The organism is Arthrobacter sp. zg-Y1143 (genome assembly GCF_030125565.1).
Lineage (GTDB): Bacteria > Actinomycetota > Actinomycetes > Actinomycetales > Micrococcaceae > Arthrobacter_B.
Genome location: NZ_JASKLW010000002.1, coordinates 61,897 through 76,993, shown reverse-complemented (window position 1 = coordinate 76,993; position 15,097 = coordinate 61,897). Strand labels below are relative to the sequence as shown.

At 67.8% G+C, this 15,097-nt stretch carries 16 protein-coding genes and 1 riboswitch; of the genes, 7 read left to right on the top strand and 9 right to left on the bottom strand.

Features of this window, described 5'->3' with window-relative positions; translation table 11 throughout:
• Window positions 1–50 precede the first annotated feature (50 nt).
• Window positions 51–716 carry a class I SAM-dependent methyltransferase gene (locus tag QNN98_RS03520; RefSeq protein WP_283996282.1) on the top strand — a complete coding sequence of 222 codons (666 nt, stop codon included), beginning with the start codon at window positions 51–53 and terminating at the stop codon, window positions 714–716.
• Between the two features lie 5 nt (window positions 717–721).
• Here QNN98_RS03520 and QNN98_RS03515 read toward each other — a convergent pair whose 3' ends face one another.
• Window positions 722–1,681, bottom strand: coding sequence for an SDR family NAD(P)-dependent oxidoreductase (locus QNN98_RS03515; protein WP_227925452.1), 960 nt, complete (start codon window positions 1,679–1,681; stop codon window positions 722–724).
• A gap of 91 nt (window positions 1,682–1,772) precedes the next feature.
• Between QNN98_RS03515 and QNN98_RS03510 the strand changes: the two genes are divergently transcribed.
• The gene (locus tag QNN98_RS03510; RefSeq protein ID WP_227911760.1) at window positions 1,773–2,309 is read left to right on the top strand and encodes a TetR/AcrR family transcriptional regulator; all 537 of its coding nucleotides are present in this window, start codon (window positions 1,773–1,775) and stop codon (window positions 2,307–2,309) included.
• Window positions 2,310–2,318: 9 nt separating this feature from the next.
• Here QNN98_RS03510 and QNN98_RS03505 read toward each other — a convergent pair whose 3' ends face one another.
• The 4 genes from QNN98_RS03505 to dnaK form a co-directional block, all read right to left on the bottom strand.
• Entirely contained in the window at window positions 2,319–2,831 is a 513-nt protein-coding gene (locus QNN98_RS03505; RefSeq protein ID WP_227911761.1) for a heat shock protein transcriptional repressor HspR, read from the bottom strand.
• Window positions 2,832–2,894: 63 nt separating this feature from the next.
• A complete protein-coding gene (locus QNN98_RS03500; protein WP_283996281.1) occupies window positions 2,895–3,902 on the bottom strand; it encodes a DnaJ C-terminal domain-containing protein in 1,008 nt (335 codons plus the stop codon).
• 138 nt (window positions 3,903–4,040) lie between these two features.
• Complete coding sequence (locus QNN98_RS03495) at window positions 4,041–4,670, bottom strand: nucleotide exchange factor GrpE (protein ID WP_227911763.1); 630 nt, start codon at window positions 4,668–4,670, stop codon at window positions 4,041–4,043.
• A 2-nt stretch (window positions 4,671–4,672) separates the two neighbouring features.
• On the bottom strand, window positions 4,673–6,550 hold the full coding sequence (gene dnaK, locus QNN98_RS03490) for a molecular chaperone DnaK (protein ID WP_227925456.1): 1,878 nt from the start codon (window positions 6,548–6,550) through the stop codon (window positions 4,673–4,675).
• Window positions 6,551–6,804: 254 nt separating this feature from the next.
• Here dnaK and QNN98_RS03485 point away from each other — a divergent pair, with 254 nt between their 5' ends.
• From QNN98_RS03485 to QNN98_RS03475, 3 genes are read left to right on the top strand one after another with little or no spacing between them, the layout of a single operon-like run.
• Window positions 6,805–7,608 (top strand): class I SAM-dependent methyltransferase, encoded by an 804-nt coding sequence (locus QNN98_RS03485; RefSeq protein ID WP_283996280.1) that lies wholly within the window; start codon window positions 6,805–6,807, stop codon window positions 7,606–7,608.
• Between the two features lie 31 nt (window positions 7,609–7,639).
• A complete protein-coding gene (locus QNN98_RS03480; RefSeq protein WP_283996279.1) occupies window positions 7,640–8,206 on the top strand; it encodes a low molecular weight protein-tyrosine-phosphatase in 567 nt (188 codons plus the stop codon).
• Window positions 8,196–8,792, top strand: a complete 597-nt coding sequence (locus QNN98_RS03475) for a uridine kinase family protein (protein WP_283996278.1) — start codon at window positions 8,196–8,198, stop codon at window positions 8,790–8,792. The genes QNN98_RS03480 and QNN98_RS03475 overlap by 11 nt, the downstream gene beginning before the upstream one ends.
• Window positions 8,793–8,821: 29 nt before the next feature.
• On the opposite strand, the gene cls is transcribed toward QNN98_RS03475, so the two are convergent.
• A complete protein-coding gene (cls, locus tag QNN98_RS03470; protein WP_442860301.1) occupies window positions 8,822–10,297 on the bottom strand; it encodes a cardiolipin synthase in 1,476 nt (491 codons plus the stop codon).
• An 84-nt stretch (window positions 10,298–10,381) separates the two neighbouring features.
• Here cls and QNN98_RS03465 point away from each other — a divergent pair, with 84 nt between their 5' ends.
• On the top strand, window positions 10,382–11,263 hold the full coding sequence (locus tag QNN98_RS03465) for an aminodeoxychorismate lyase (RefSeq protein WP_227911768.1): 882 nt from the start codon (window positions 10,382–10,384) through the stop codon (window positions 11,261–11,263).
• Window positions 11,264–11,281: 18 nt separating this feature from the next.
• Here QNN98_RS03465 and QNN98_RS03460 read toward each other — a convergent pair whose 3' ends face one another.
• Genes QNN98_RS03460 through QNN98_RS03450 form a run of 3 tightly spaced genes read right to left on the bottom strand, consistent with a single transcriptional unit; the run spans window position 11,282 to window position 14,369 of the window.
• Window positions 11,282–12,127 (bottom strand): energy-coupling factor transporter transmembrane component T family protein, encoded by an 846-nt coding sequence (locus QNN98_RS03460; protein ID WP_331461469.1) that lies wholly within the window; start codon window positions 12,125–12,127, stop codon window positions 11,282–11,284.
• The gene (locus QNN98_RS03455; RefSeq protein WP_502864562.1) at window positions 12,124–13,689 is read right to left on the bottom strand and encodes an ABC transporter ATP-binding protein; all 1,566 of its coding nucleotides are present in this window, start codon (window positions 13,687–13,689) and stop codon (window positions 12,124–12,126) included. The genes QNN98_RS03460 and QNN98_RS03455 overlap by 4 nt, the downstream gene beginning before the upstream one ends.
• Before the next feature lie 56 nt (window positions 13,690–13,745).
• Window positions 13,746–14,369 carry an ECF transporter S component gene (locus QNN98_RS03450; protein WP_227925465.1) on the bottom strand — a complete coding sequence of 208 codons (624 nt, stop codon included), beginning with the start codon at window positions 14,367–14,369 and terminating at the stop codon, window positions 13,746–13,748.
• 98 nt (window positions 14,370–14,467) lie between these two features.
• Window positions 14,468–14,600: riboswitch (TPP riboswitch) on the bottom strand.
• Window positions 14,601–14,694: 94 nt separating this feature from the next.
• On the opposite strand from QNN98_RS03450, the gene QNN98_RS03445 reads away from it, so the two are divergent.
• On the top strand, window positions 14,695–14,958 hold the full coding sequence (locus QNN98_RS03445) for a DUF4235 domain-containing protein (protein WP_227925467.1): 264 nt from the start codon (window positions 14,695–14,697) through the stop codon (window positions 14,956–14,958).
• Window positions 14,959–15,097: the final 139 nt, after the last annotated feature.

Genomic DNA, 15,097 nt, shown 5'->3' with positions numbered 1-15,097 from the left:
GTCCGGCAACATGGTTTGCGGTGCACCGGTGGCCGGCGCATGCTTCAGTTATGGATTCGAACACCCCGCATCAGCCCGCCCGTCCCGCGCCGCAGCCTGCCCCTCCCCTGCCGGAACCGGCAGGCGTGGAAGAAGAGTGGGACCAGCGCTACGCGGCCAGTGAAGCCCTGTGGAGCGGGCAGCCGAACGGTGCCTTGGTCTCGGAAGCTGCTGCCCTGGCTCCGGGGCGGGTACTCGACGTCGGCTGCGGCGAAGGCGCCGACGCGCTGTGGCTGGCCGCCCGCGGCTGGGACGTGACCGCACTCGACGTTTCCTCCGTAGCCCTGGAACGGGCAGCACGGCAGGCGGAAATGCAGCGCCTGCAGATCGCCTGGGTGCACAGCGGCCTGGTCGAAGCCCAGCTCGCCGCGGCGTCCTTCGACCTGGTGTCTGCTCAGTATCCGGCATTGCTGCGCACAGCAGATCATGCCGCGGAACAGGCCTTGCTGCAGGCGGTCGCCCCCGGTGGCCTGCTCCTGGTGGTGCACCATGCCTTGACCTCCGACACCGGGCACAGCCACGATCTGGACCAGTATGTGCTCCCGGCAGATATTGCCGCCGCCTTGGACGGGGACTGGCGGATCGAGGCGCAGGAGACCCGTCCGCGGCACGTAGCTTCCGGTGCCGGCGCCCACCACAACGAGGATGTGGTGCTTCGGGCCCGCCGGCTGCGCTGACCGCGCTAGCGCAGGTCCGGCTGCGTTGCCGGGGCTCCAAGTCCGGGGATTTGCACGCCGGCCAGGTCTTCGAGCTGGAGCCAGAGCCGCTCCGGCGATTCAACCGGGCCTGCCGTGTGCGCGTTGGGCTCCACGGCCACGGGCATTCCCCGCAGCCGCTCCTCCGGGGCGAAGTACTCTCCCCCGCGCACCGCGGGATCGGTCAGGGCGCGCACGGCGGGGTATGCCGCGGCGTCTTTCCCCTGTGCCCACGGTGTGTAGGGATTGCGCCGGTACGGTGTCGCAGCATCCCGGACACCCGCCCGTTCCGGCGTTTTGGCATCTACGCCCACCCCGGGCCGGGTGAGGACTGACGCCACCGGGAGACCCGCTGCACGCAGCCGGCGGTCGAGTTCATGGCCGAAAACCTCGGTGGCCGTCTTGGCCTTGGTATAGGCGCCAATGCCGGTCCATGGCAGGCCCCGCACGTCCTGCAGCCCGTACCGCTTGATCCCGACAAATCCCGTGGACGCATGCACCACGCGGCTCAGCCTGCCGCCGGTCTCCCCTGTGGCCGAGAGCAGGGGCAGGATGCCCGCCATCAGGCGAATGTTGGCGGCAACGTGGGTGCCCAGGAGGATCGGCAGCCCGTCACTTGTCATGGTTCGCCGGTTCATGGTCATGGCTCCACCGTTGAGGAAGATGCCGTCCAGACGGGGCAACGCGGCAATTTTGCCTACGGCTGCATCCACGGACGCGAAGGAACCCAGTTCGATCACCACCTCGGAGAGGGAGGCCTCCGGCACATAGTTCCGGATGGAGGCCTGGGCCGCGCCTAATTTGTCAGCCGATCGGGAGGCCAGGACAACGTGTGCCCCCGCTCCGGCCAGCTGCTCGGCGGCGAAATATCCTATACCCGCTGTGGCCCCGGTAATAACAAATGTGCGCCCCGTCTGGCTGGGAAGGGTGGCTGGGTTCCAGGTCATGATTGCCCTCTCGAATCTAAGTGGATCATCTATCCGCTTAGAACCTAGCACACGAAACGGATACTTCATCCGATTGAGTTACACTGGACCCATGCCACCGCTTCGTTCAGATGCCGCCCGCAGCCGATCACGGATCCTAGACGTGGCCCGCCGGCATGACCCCCAAGAGCTGCGGATGAATGACCTCGCCCGGGAGGCGGGCGTAGGGGTAGGGACGGTCTACCGCCATTTCCCGACCATGCGGGCACTGTTGGAGGCACTCACGGCCGACACCTTGGGCCGGATGCAGGAGATTTCACGCCGTGCCGCAGCTGAACCGGATCCAGGCGAAGCGCTTGCCCTCTACCTCGGCGCGGCCCTCGAACTGCAACTGGAGGACGGCGGACTCCAATCCGTCCTGCTTTCCCCGGAGGATGAAACCGAGGGGGTGCGGGCAGCAAAGGAGGAGATTTTCGCTGCATTCAAAGCTGTGCTCGCCCGGGCCAAGTCCGCGGGCATTATCCGCAGCGAACTGACCCTGCCGCAGCTCTCCCACCTGGTTTGCGGGATCGAGCATGCTGTTCGTCTGGGCACCCCGGAGGACAGGAAACCCATGCTGGCCATACTGCTCGCCGGACTGCGCCCCTAAAGAGGAGTGCTACAGGGACTGGACGTATCCGTCGTCGGCGTAGTTCCGCTGCGCTGTCTTGCCTGCGGGAAGCGCGCGCAGCCGGCTGCGGCGTTCCATCAGCGAGACCAGGCCCAGCTGCTTCACGGCAGTGGCGGCCGCCGGCGGCCGCTGTCCGCGGCTGAGGGTAACGACGTCGCCGGCCAGCCCGGCCGCAAAGACCCGGCTGTGGTCCGGGTTGCGGCGCTGGACCTCATCCAGTTCCGTGGATAGTTCCACGATCCGCTGGCGCAGCCCGGTGACCTGGTTCTGCAGTTCCATGATGCGTTTGATGCCCTCCAGGGAAACGCCCTCCTGGGACAGTTTCTGGACCTCGCGCAGCAGTTCAATGTCGCGTTGGGAGTAACGGCGTGACCGGCCGGGCGCCCGGCTGGGCCGGACAATGCCGAGCCGGTCATATTGCCGGAGGGTCTGCGGATGCATTTCCGCAAGCTCAGCGGCAACGGAGATCACAAAAATAGGCGCATTAGCATCTATGCCCATTGTTCCTCCTTGACGGCTGTTGAAATAGTAACGCGGGAAGTTCGCCCTCCGGCGACCGGCACGCTATAGCCGGGCTTTGGCTGCCAGCGAGGCTCGCGGGTCCTCGCCCTTGGTCGCTTCGGCGAACGCTTCCACGGCTTCGCGGGCATCCTTGTTCAGGTGGGACGGCACGGCGACGTCTACGGTCACCAGCAGGTCGCCGTTGCCCTTGGACGTGTGGACGCCGCGGCCCTTGACCCGCAGGGTGCGCCCGGACGGCGTTCCGGCGGGCACCTTCAGGCGGACGGTATCGGAGGTCAGCGTAGGCACCTCGACGGTCGCGCCCAGGGCGGCCTCGGGGAAGGTGACCGGCACATGGATCCGGATGTTGTTGTCTTCCCGGGTGAAGAAGTCGTGCGGGGTGACGTGCACAGTAACCATCAGGTCCCCGGGACCGGCCGCACCGGGCTGGCCCTTGCCCCGGACCCGGATCTTCTGCCCGTCCTTGACGCCGGCAGGCACCCGGACTTCGACTACTTCCCCGCTGGGTTCCCGCAGCCCGATGACGGTGCCGTTGATCGACCCGGCAAAGGAAATAGTGGTGCTGGCCGTGCGGTCCGCACCCTTGGTGGGCGGCGGGGCGCCAAACCCGCCGCCGCCGAACCCGCTGCCGCCCCCGAAGAGGTCGGCGAATTCGGGCGGTATGTTGCTGCCGCCGGCGTTGAACGTGGTGCGCCGGCCCCCGCGCGGGGATGCGCCCTGGCCGAACAGGCCGCCAAAGATGTCTTCAAAGCCCGCACCGCCGCCGGCGCCGCCGCCGGGACCAGCGGGGCCGCCGGCCGTGAACCTGGCACCGCTTCCCATTGCCCGGATGGCGTCGTACTGCTGGCGCTCCTCAGCGTCGGAAAGAACGGAGTAGGCCTCGGAAAGGTCCTTGAACATCCGCTCGGCGTCAGCATCATTCTGGTTCTGGTCCGGATGGTATTTCCGTGCCAGTTTCCGGTACGCCTTTTTAATGTCGGCGTCCGACGCATCCTTGGGAACACCCAGAATCTTGTAAAAGTCCTTATCGACCCAATCCTGACTAGCCAATTGGCGTCCCCTTCCTCATTTGCCGATCCCGCTCGTTTCGAGCACGGCCACCGGACCTGCTGCTGCCCCGGCTTGCTGCGGGACCTGCCTATGGAAATGTCCGGGGCCGCCTGCTGGCGGCCCCGGACGCGGTACTGCTTACTGTTCCGGAACCGAAACAATCACCTGCGCGGCACGCAGGACCCGGTCGCCGGACTTGTAGCCGGACCTCAGGATCTGCGTCACCGTATCGAACGTGACATCCGCACTCTGCTGCTGGATGAGCGCCTCGTGGATGTTCGGATCGAACTCCACCCCGGTCTCATCGATACGGGCCAGGCCGTAGGTCTTCAGCGTGTTCTCCAGCTTGGTGGCGATCGCGGCGAAGGGGCCCTCCGCCAGGTCGCCGTGCTGGCGTGCGGCGTCGATGTCATCCAGGACCGGCATCAGTGAATTCAGCACACCGATTACCGCCATTTCCCGGGCCACATCCCGGTCGCGTTCCACCCGCTTGCGGTAGTTCACGTACTCGGCCTGCAGGCGCAGCAGGTCGTTGCGCAGTTCCGCCGCCTCGGGCGAACCGGCGGCAGCAGGCTGCGCCGGCACGTCGGCGTTGTTGAGGATCTGCTCCGCCTGGGACAGTGCGTCGCCCCCGGCTGCCGGGGCGGAAGCCGATGCTTCCTCCCCGGTGCCGCCGTTGGCCTGCGTCTCGTCCTGGCCGGGCGTGCCCTGGCCGCTTACCGGTTCTTCGCCTTCGGGAGTGTTCCCGTGCTCGTTACCCGCCGGCATGATTACTTCTTTTCTTCGTCGTCGACAACTTCGGCGTCCACGATGTCTTCGTCATCGTTGGCGCTGCCGGCAGCGGAACCGTCACCGGCCGCACCGGCGCCCGGGGCGCCTTCAGCACCGGCAGCGGAGGCCGAAGCGTAGATGGCTTCGCCGAGCTTGGTCTGGGAAGCCTGCAGCTTCTCAAACGCGCTCTTGACCTCGTCGTCGTTGTCCGTGCCCTCAAGGGCCTTCTTCAGCGAGTCGACGTCGCCCTTGACCTCGGTCTTGACGTCTTCGGGCAGCTTGTCGTCATTGTCGGTGAGGAGCTTGTCCACCGAGTAGGCCAGCTGCTCGGCCGAGTTGCGGACGTCGGCAGCCTCGCGGCGCTTCTTGTCCTCGGCTGCGTGCTCTTCGGCCTCGCGGACCATCCGGTCAATGTCGTCCTTGGACAGCGAGGACCCGCCGGTGATGGTCATGGACTGCTCGGCGCCGGTGCCCTTGTCCTTGGCGGACACGTGCACAATGCCGTTGGCGTCGATGTCGAAGGTGACCTCGATCTGCGGGACACCGCGCGGAGCCGGCGCAATGCCGGTCAGCTCGAAGGTGCCCAGCGGCTTGTTGTCGCGGGTGAACTCGCGTTCGCCCTGGAAGACCTGGATGGCCACGGACGGCTGGTTGTCATCCGCGGTGGTGAAGGTCTCGCTGCGCTTGGTGGGGATGGCCGTGTTGCGCTCGATCAGCTTGGTCATCACTCCGCCCTTGGTCTCGATGCCCAGGGACAGCGGGGTGACGTCGATCAGCAGCACGTCCTTGCGCTCGCCCTTCAGGACACCGGCCTGCAGTGCGGCGCCAACGGCCACAACTTCGTCCGGGTTTACGCCCTTGTTCGGTTCCTTGCCGCCGGCCAGCTGCTTCACGAGTTCGGAAACGGCGGGCATACGGGTGGAACCGCCCACGAGGATGATGTGGTCAATGTCGGCAACCTTGATGCCGGCTTCAGCGATGACGTCGTTGAACGGCTTCTTGGTGCGGTCCAGCAGGTCCTTGGTCAGGTCCTGGAACTTGGCACGGGAAAGGTGCTCGTCCAGGTGGACCGGGCCTTCGGGGGTGACCGAGAGGTACTGCAGGGAGATGTTCGTGGAGGTGGCCGAGGAGAGTTCCTTCTTGGCCTGTTCCGCGGCTTCCTTCAGGCGCTGCAGGGCGATCTTGTCCTTGGACAGGTCCGCGCCCTTGGCCTTGGCCTGGCTCAGCAGGTAATCCACAATGCGCTGGTCCCAGTCGTCGCCGCCGAGGCGGTTGTCACCGGCAGTGGCGCGGACCTGGATGGTGGAGAAATCGTCTTCGTCCTTGCCGACTTCCAGCAGGGAAACGTCGAACGTGCCGCCGCCAAGGTCGAAGACGAGAATGAGTTCGTCTTCCTTGCCCTTGTCCAGGCCGTAGGCCAGGGCAGCTGCGGTGGGCTCGTTGACAATGCGCAGCACGTTCAGGCCGGCAATCTCGCCGGCTTCCTTCGTGGCCTGGCGCTCAGCGTCGTTGAAGTAGGCCGGAACGGTGACCACGGCGTCCGTGACCTTCTCACCGAGGTAGGCCTCGGCGTCGTTCTTCAGCTTCATCAGGATGCGGGCGGAGATTTCCTGCGCGGTGTACTTCTTGCCGTCTACGTCCACGCTCCAGTCGGTGCCCATGTGGCGCTTGACGGAGGAGATGGTGCGGTCAATGTTGTTGACGGCCTGGCGCTTGGCGATCTCGCCAACCAGGACCTCGCCGGACTTGGCGAAGGCCACGACCGACGGCGTGGTGCGGCCGCCTTCAGCGTTGGCGATGACCGTGGGCTCGCCGCCTTCCAGGACCGAGACGACCGAGTTGGTGGTTCCGAGGTCGATACCTACTGCACGTGACATATTTGCTTCCTCTTTCCTTGGAAAAACCCGCATCTTCGTGACTTCTCCGCGGCGGTTCCCTTCCCGGACCGGGATGGCTTTCCTCCGCTGGACATCGCGTAGAGCAATTGAGCGTTCTGGACTCAACTTTACTCAGAGCTGATTCTTTGTCAACAAACTTGAGCGCATGCGGCTCAAGTTTGGTTGGAGCCCTTGCGGAACACGCGGTCGCGCTTTGGCTCCCTGCGGCGGCCGGAGGGCGGTAGGGTCCTGCTATGCGTCCCGAAACGTACACCCACGGCCATCACCAGAGCGTGGTGTCCGCCCACGCGGTCCGCACAGCGAAGGACTGCGCCGCGTATCTGCTGCCCGAAGTGAAGCCGGGCATAAGCATGCTCGACGTCGGCTGCGGCCCGGGCAGCATTACGGCGGACCTTGCCGAATTGGCAGCCCCCGGGCCGGTGATCGGCCTGGACGCCTCTGAGGACGTCCTGGTCCTGGCCCACGAACTGGCCGCCGCCCGCGGCCTGGCGAATGCCTCCTTCGCCGGGGGAAACATTTATGACCTGGACTTCCCCGACGAGACCTTCGACGTGGTCCACGCCCACCAGGTGCTCCAGCACCTGGCGGATCCGGTGGCCGCCCTGCGCGAAATGCGCCGGGTCACCAAGCCCGGCGGGCTGGTGGCAGTGCGCGACGTCGATTTCCATGGCATGAGCTGGTACCCGGCGGTTCCCGAGCTGGCCGAATGGATGCAGGTCTACCAGCACATTGCCCGCGGCAACCAGGCCGAACCCGACGCCGGGCGGCACCTGCTCTCCTGGGCACTGGAGGCAGGGTTCACGGACCTGACACCCTCATCCTCCAACTGGCTGTACGCGACCGAAGACCAGCGGGCCTGGTTGGCCGCGTCATGGTCCGAGCGGGTGCTGCGTTCCGCCTTCGCCGAGCAGGCCTCCGAACGCGGGCTGGCGGACCGGGAGGGTTTGGAACGGCTCTCCGCCGGCTGGCAGGAATGGGCCGCAGCACCGGACGGCTGGTTCCTGATGCCCTGCGGCGAGCTGCTCGCCCGGGCCTGAGCAGGCCGGCGTTCTGCGTAGGATTTAAGGCATGTTCCGGATCCAGACCGTATGCACGGGCAACATTTGCCGCTCCCCCATGGCCCAGTTTGCGCTGGCCCGCGCCTTCGGCGACGCCGCCGCGGAACGGCCGGTTGCCGGGGAAGAGCCGGCGGCAGTGGCGGTGGACTCCGCCGGACTGAGCGGCTGGGAAGCGGGCAAGCCGATGGATAAGCGGGCCGCGGCCGAACTGCGGCGCCACGGCTATCCGGATACTGGCATCGCTGCCTTCCGGGCCCGCGGGTTCCAGCCGGAATGGTTCGCCGAACGTGACCTGATCCTGGCCATGGACTACGGCCATTTTATGGAACTGTCGCTGCAGGCCCCCACGCAGGCGGACCGGGCCAAGGTGATGATGCTGCGGGCCTTCGACCCGGCCCTGCAGACACCGGCCGGCCGGCCGCACCCCTGTGCGGAACTGGGCATTGCGGACCCCTGGTACGGGGACCAAAAGGACTTCGAGGAGTCCTACGCCCTCATCACGGCCGCCGTGCCGGGCGTGCTGGAGTATGTGGAACAGCTCCTGGCGAACCGGCGCGAAAGCCGCCATGACCGCTGAGCCCGCAGCTTCCACCGGAGACTCCCGCAAACCCCTGCTCATCGCCGTCGACGGTTTCTCCGGAGCCGGCAAAACGACGCTCGCCACCGAAGTGGCCGCAGCCTTGAGCCGCCGCGGAAGCGTGCGCCTGTTCCACCTCGAGGACATTTACCCCGGCTGGGACGGCCTGGAATCGGGAATGGCCTACTACCGGGAGCAGGTCCTGCGTCCGCTCGCCCGGGGGCAGACGGCCCGCTGGCAGGCCTGGGACTGGGAAGCCGGACGCCGCGGACCCTGGCGGAGCACCGAACCGGCCGACGCCGTCGTCTTCGAAGGGGTGGGCGCCGCGCACCGCGAGGCCCGCAGCATGCTGGACACCGCCGTGTGGGTGGCCGCCGAGGAATCCGTCCGCCGCCGGTACGCCCTGGAGCGCGACGGCAGCACCTACGCCCCGCACTGGGAGCGCTGGGCCGCGCAGGAGCGGCGCTGGTCGGCCGACGACGACGCGTCCGCCGCCGCTGACCTGGCGGTGCGGATGGTGGGTCCGGGCGCCAATGCAGCAGCGGCGCTGGCGTCGGTCCTCGGCGTGCTGGACCGCGCTGCCTGAACTGCCGGCGCTGGCCGCCGCGCGGGCTCCTACTGCAGGGTGGCGGTCAGCCGGGCCACGTTGTCGATGTAGCGCTGCCAGAGGGGGCGGTCCACCCAGTCCTCCAGCAGCAGTTCCTTGGACAGGGCGCGGTAGGTGTCCTCGACCCGGCGCATCTGTTCCACGATGGTGCCGTCGAACATCATCATGGAGACTTCGAGGTTCAGCGAGAAAGAACGCATGTCCATGTTGGAGGAGCCCAAGACGGCCACCTCGTTGTCAATGGTGAAGTGCTTGGCGTGCAGGACCAGCGGCTTGGGGTACTGGTAGATCCGGATCCCGGCCCGGAGCAGCGCCTCGTAGTAGGAGCGCTGGGCGTGGTCCACCAGGAACTGGTCGCCCTTTTCGGAAACGAACAGTTCCACTTCCACGCCGCGCTGGGCCGCCGTCGTCACCGCGTAAAGCAGGGTGTCATCGGGCACGAAGTACGGGCTGGTGATGGAAATCCGGTCGCTGGCCGAATAGATCAGGGACGCGAACAGGCGCAGGTTGTTTTCGGTGCTGAAGCCCGGTCCGCTGGGGACCACCTGGCAGGTCACGTTGCCCGGATCGTAGGTCCATTCGTACAGGCTGAGTTCGCGTTCTAGGTTCTCATCGGTTTCGGCGTTCCAGTCGGTGGCGAAAACGACGTTGAGCTCATCCACCACCGGTCCTTCCACCCGGGCCATCAGCTCCACCCATTTGCGGCCGGAGCGGCGGTTGCGGCCCTTGTGGTAGGCAGGCTCAATGAGGTTCTGCGATCCGGTGAACGCAACGGCTCCGTCCACCACCACCAGTTTCCGGTGGTTGCGCAGGTCCGGACGGCGCCAGCGGCCCCGGAAGGGCTCCACCGGCAGCATCCGCCGCCATTGGACATCACTGTTGCGCAGTTCGCGCAGCATCTTCCGGTAGCCCTTGATCCGCAGGGTGCCGATGTGGTCGAAGAGCAGCCGGACGGTGACGCCGCGGGCAGCCGCTGACTTGAGTGCCTGGAAGAACTGCCTGGTCTGGGCGTCGTAGCCCATGATGTAGAACTCCACATGCACGTAGCGAGCGGCTTTTTCCACCGCACGGGTCATCATGTCGATGGACTCCGCGTAGTCGCGCTGCAGGTCGACCTTGTTGCCGTCCAGTGTAGGGAAGGACCCCAGCCGGCGGTTCAGCTCGGCGGCGTTGAGCACCCACTCCGGCCCGCCGTAATTACTGCCCTCGGCCTCAAGTTCCTTGGTGTTCTCGCGCACCGCCCGGTTGATCTCCGCCTGCCGCCGCACCCGGTGGTCCGACAGCCGGTGGTTCCCGAAGAGGGAGAAGAGGATGATGCCCGGGATGGGAAGGAAGAAGATGCACAGCAGCCACGCCATGGCCGTCGTGGGACGCCGGTTGCCGGGAACAACGCCCAACGCAATAATCCGGATACCGTAATCCACCACGGCCAGCACGGTCGCCGTCCATCCGGACAGGTCAAAACCGGTCAGAGACCACCACACGCTCAAGCTCCTCCCAGCAGCACCCTGCCCTCAGCCTATCGGTACGGGGGTCCCGGGCGTGTCCCGCGCCGCTAGGCTGGTGCCATGACTGTTCTGGTTTTCCTGGATTCCGCGTACCCCGACGGCCGCCCTGCCGATCCTGCGGTGCCGCATCTGCTCGTGAGCGACCTGGGGGTCACCCGCGGTGACGGGATTTTCGAGTCGCTGCTGGCCGTGGACGGTGTGCCCCGGAAACCGGACGCGCACCTGGACCGGCTGGCGTCCTCGGCACAGCTGCTGGACCTGCAGATCCCGGTACGCCAGGCCTGGGAGCGGGCCATCGCCACGGCATTGGCGCTGCACTTCGGGCAGGGCGCTGCCGGGCCGCAGGGCCGGGCCGCGGTGAAGCTGGTGGCCACCCGGGGCGTGGAAGGCAGCGGGACCTCCACGGCGTGGGTGCAGGTTTCCGCCGCGCCCGACGCGGCGCGGCAGCAGACCGACGGGATTAAGGTGCTGCTGCTGGACCGCGGCTATGACAGCATGGCCGCGTCCCGGGCACCGTGGCTGCTGCTGGGCGCCAAGACGCTTTCCTACGCCGTGAACATGGCCGCCCTGCGCTACGCCAAGGAACATGGGGCCGATGACGCCATTTTTACCTCCTCGGACGGCAAGGTCCTGGAGGGACCCACCTCCACGGTGGTGCTGGCCCGCGAACGGGACGGCGTGCGGACCCTGCTGACCCCCGAACGGAAGAGCGGCATCCTGGCCGGAACCACGCAGGACGCCCTCTTTAAGGCCGCCGAAGCTGCCGGCTGGGAACTGGGCTACGGCCCAATGGTTCCGGAGGACCTGTTCGCAGCCGACGGCGTGTGGCTGGCTTCCAGCATCCGGCTGCTGGTTCCGGTCCGTTCCATCGACGGCCGCGAGCTGCCTTTCTCCGAGAGCCTGAACAGCGAACTCGCGAAGCTGGCCGACACCGCACTCTGAGCACTCAGCCCCCGATGCTCAGGTCAGGATGAAGTTGAACGTGCCGGCCGCCAGCGCCGCTGCCACCGCGGCGGCGGACACGACCACTCCCGTGGCCAGCACCGCGGCGTCGATCCTGCTGAACGTTGAGGTCCGTGCCCAGGACCGGTCCCCCGCGCCAAACCCGCGGGCCTCCATGGCCACGGCCAGCCGCGTGGCCCGGCGGATGGCCTGCACCAGCAAGGCCAGTGCCTGCCCGGCGAAACCCTTCAGCCGGGCCGCCGCACCGGCATCGGGCCCCGCGCCGCGCGCGTGGCGGGCCAGCCCGATGGTCCGCCATTCCTCGACCAGCAAACCCACCAGGCGCATGGCCGCCAGTGCGCCCAGCACAAACCGGTGCGGCAGCCGCAGCTTCTGCGCCAGGGCGTCGGCCAGGTCGGTGGGATCGGTGCTGGTCAGCAGATAGATCCCGGGCAGGGCTATGGCCAGCCCGCGCAGTCCAATGGCAATACCCGCGGCCACGGAACCGGAGGTAAAGATCAGCGGTCCCGCTGCGAACAGCACCGCCCCGGTCTTCTCCGCCAGCAGCGCCGTACCCCAGGCACCGATCAGCGCGGCCACCAGCAGCGGCGAGATGCGCCGCAGGAGCGTACCCGCCCGGATGTGCAGCAGCGGCAGCAGGAGAAGTTCCAGGGCCAGGACGACGGCGGCGCTCACCCAGTCCACGGTGACCAGCACCGCCAGGGTCAGCAGGGCCGCCGACGTGAGCTTGGACAACGGGTTGGCGCGGGCCAGGAAAGTAACGGCGGTGCGGACGGGCGCGCCCGCGTCTTCTCCAGGCGCCGTTCCACCGGACTCCGCGGCCGAGATCTCCGCCCGGCTCACCGGAGCACCTCGGTTGCATTATCCGCGGCCGGCCCTGCTGCCGGGTCCGGCACCGGCTCGGCGGCGGCGTCCCGGACCGTTCCGCCGCCCACCTGCAGGGTCCGCGCGCCCAGCGCCTGGATGAAGCCGGCGTCGTGGGTCACCGACACCACGCACCGGCCATCGTCCAGCTGGGCACGCAGCAGGGCCACCAGTTCCGCCCAGGTTCGGGCGTCCTGGCCAAACGTCGGCTCATCGAGCAGCAGGATGGACGGCGCCGTGGCGAGCATGGTTGCCACGGACAGCCGGCGCTTCTCCCCGCCGGAGAGCGTGAAGGGGTTGGCATCCAGCAGGGCGTCGAGGTGCAGCCGTTCGGCAAGCTCCCGCACCCGGGCCGCGGACTCCTTTTCCAGCCCGAGCCGGCGCGGGCCGAAGGACAGTTCGTCCAGCACGGTGTTGGTGAGGAACTGGTGCTCCGGTTCCTGGAACACGGTTCCGATCCTGCTCACCAGCTGCGCCGACGTCCACCGGTGCGGTTCGGGCGCAGCGGTGCCGGCCAGCAACGGTTCGGCGGCGATCGTTCCGCTCCGCGGCCGCAGCAAGCCGCCCATGGTCAGGGCGAGGGTGGATTTGCCGGCACCGTTGGGTCCGGTAATGCCGACGGCGGTTCCGGCGTCCAGCGCCAGGTCCGCCCCGGTGACCACGGCAGGTCCGCGGCCCGTCCGGGCGGCAGCCAGCCCGCGGGCCGCCAGCAGCCGGTTCCCGCCGGCAGCCGGGGCCCACGCACCGCCGGGAATCTCCGGCCGGGCGCCCGGAAGCCAAACCCCGGCTGCGGCCAGGGTTTTCCGGTGCCCCGGATCCCCCAGCACCTGCTCGGGTGGTCCGTCGGCCAGGACACCGCCGCCGGCAGCCAGTACCACCACGCGGTCCACCACCTCCGCCCAGACCTCCACGCGGTGCTCCACCACAATGGCGGTGGCGCCGGTGCGGTCCAGCACCCGCACCACGGCGTCGCGGATTTCCGCCACGCCCGCCGGGTCCAGGTTGGCGGTGGGCTCGTCCAGCAGCAGCAGTCCGGGTTCCATCGCCATCACGGAGGCCAGGGCCAGCCGCTGCTTCTGCCCGCCGGAGAGAGCGGAAGTGGAACTCTCCAGCGGCACGTCCAGTCCGACGTCGGCCAGTGCGGCCCGCACCCGGGGCCAGATCTCCCCGGCCGGGACCGCAAGGTTCTCGGCGCCGAAGGCAACTTCATCCCCCACACGGGACAGCACGGTCTGCGCATCGGGATCCTGCAGCACCAGTCCGGTCCGGCCGCGGGCTGCGGGATCCGCCGGATGGACACCGTCCACTGAGATCCTGCCCTGTTCCTCCCCACCGGTATCCGGTCCCAGCACGCCCGCGAGGGAATGCAGGAGTGTGGATTTTCCGGCGCCGGAGGCCCCGAGCAGCAGCACCCGCTCCCCCGGTGCTACCGACAGGTCCAGTCCGGACACAGCCGCACCGGCCCTGCCCCCGTGCCGCCAGCCCCAGCCTTGGGCGGTAACGGCGGCGGGACTGCTGCGCCGCGCGACGGCGGAAGGCAGCACCCGGGGTGCGGCCGCGCCGGGAGCCCGGCGGCGGGCGTTCAAAAACCGCACCGCTATGCCTTGCCTGTCCGTCCGGACGCGAAGGGTGCCAGAGCGCCGGTCCGTGCCAATGCCCGGACCGCCAGCCAGGACAGTCCGCCGGCCAGGACCGCACCGGAGAACGCAGTGAGCAGGACATACAACAGCTTCCACTGAGCTGCCCACTCCACGTTGTACAGAACGTTTTCACTCAGTCCCAGGAACAGGCCCGAACCCAGCCCGGCCAGCAATGCCACGGGCAGGGAGAAGCGGCGGTAGAGGAACAGCAGGAACACCAGTTCGGCACCGAGGCCCTGCAGGAAGCCGGAGAGCAGCACGGATAGGCCGAACTGGGTGCCCAGCACACCGGACACGGCCGAGGCCAGCACTTCGCAGTAGATCGCGGCCCCCGGCTTGCGGATGATTAGCCCGCCCAGCACACCGGCAATAAGCCAGCCGCCGGTATAGAGGCCTGCCAGCGGCGGGAACGCGGCGGTCAGCGCACTGATCCCGGCGTAGCCGAGGGACCAGGCCCAGAAAATGACGCCCACGGCCACGGCCACTACGGACGCAACAACAATGTCCACCACGCGCCATGTGCGTGCCGGCGCTGCGGGCTTGGCTGCGGACGGTGCCGCAGCAGAAGTAAAGCGGTTCATGAATATCCTCCTGATAGCAGGAGGGGAGGGTAGTGGCGCGCCGGCAATGCCGGTGCCGTTCCTGCCGTGCCCCGGCGGGTGCCGGGACGTGGCGGGAATTCCCTGAGCTCTCGACTCCCTTCGCCGGTACTAACCGGATCAGGTTCGAGGGTCTGCGGATGTCCGCACTCTCAGCGCCTTGTCTCCGCTGCCCGAAGGCCGTGCGGAGGGGGCGCTCCCCTGTCGTGTGTTTGCGGTACCACTCTACACACGCGTGCCCGCTCCCCGCAGGGGTACCGAACGGATACCGTAGGGTTAGGAAAAACGCCCGAAGCTAGGAGTACCCATGAACCTGATCCTCAAACTGCTCGGAACCGGAGCCAGTATCCTGTCCGGAATCGTGGCCGCCAAGGTACTGGATTTCGTCTGGACCAAGGCCACGGGCAACGAGCCGCCCAAGGACGCCGAGGGCAGCCTGGAAAACAGCCTCCGCGCTGCCGTGGCTTTCGCCGTGGTGTCCGGCGCCGTCAGCTCGGTCATCCGGGTCCTGACCAACCGCGGCACGCAGCGGGCCATCCAGCGCTACCAGAAGACCCCTGAGGTCGTCTGACCCGGCCTGCCGGCCCAAGCACCGCCTGCGGCGCTCAGCCCTCGGGATTCTTTCCCGGGTGCTGGGCGCCGCTGCTTAACCCGGCCTCGCGTTCGCGGCCGGCCAGCAGTTCGTCGTCGTCCAGTTCCCCGGTGTAGGC

Coding starts and splice junctions, on each gene's coding strand:
- QNN98_RS03450 (WP_227925465.1), bottom strand. CDS start 14,369: ATGAACCGCTTTACTTCTGCTGCGGCACCGTCCGCAGCCAAGCCCGCA.
- dnaK (WP_227925456.1), bottom strand. CDS start 6,550: ATGTCACGTGCAGTAGGTATCGACCTCGGAACCACCAACTCGGTCGTC.
- QNN98_RS03480 (WP_283996279.1), top strand. CDS start 7,640: ATGTTCCGGATCCAGACCGTATGCACGGGCAACATTTGCCGCTCCCCC.
- QNN98_RS03465 (WP_227911768.1), top strand. CDS start 10,382: ATGACTGTTCTGGTTTTCCTGGATTCCGCGTACCCCGACGGCCGCCCT.
- QNN98_RS03445 (WP_227925467.1), top strand. CDS start 14,695: ATGAACCTGATCCTCAAACTGCTCGGAACCGGAGCCAGTATCCTGTCC.
- QNN98_RS03515 (WP_227925452.1), bottom strand. CDS start 1,681: ATGACCTGGAACCCAGCCACCCTTCCCAGCCAGACGGGGCGCACATTT.
- QNN98_RS03510 (WP_227911760.1), top strand. CDS start 1,773: ATGCCACCGCTTCGTTCAGATGCCGCCCGCAGCCGATCACGGATCCTA.
- QNN98_RS03505 (WP_227911761.1), bottom strand. CDS start 2,831: ATGGGCATAGATGCTAATGCGCCTATTTTTGTGATCTCCGTTGCCGCT.
- QNN98_RS03520 (WP_283996282.1), top strand. CDS start 51: ATGGATTCGAACACCCCGCATCAGCCCGCCCGTCCCGCGCCGCAGCCT.
- QNN98_RS03495 (WP_227911763.1), bottom strand. CDS start 4,670: ATGCCGGCGGGTAACGAGCACGGGAACACTCCCGAAGGCGAAGAACCG.
- QNN98_RS03475 (WP_283996278.1), top strand. CDS start 8,196: ATGACCGCTGAGCCCGCAGCTTCCACCGGAGACTCCCGCAAACCCCTG.
- QNN98_RS03485 (WP_283996280.1), top strand. CDS start 6,805: ATGCGTCCCGAAACGTACACCCACGGCCATCACCAGAGCGTGGTGTCC.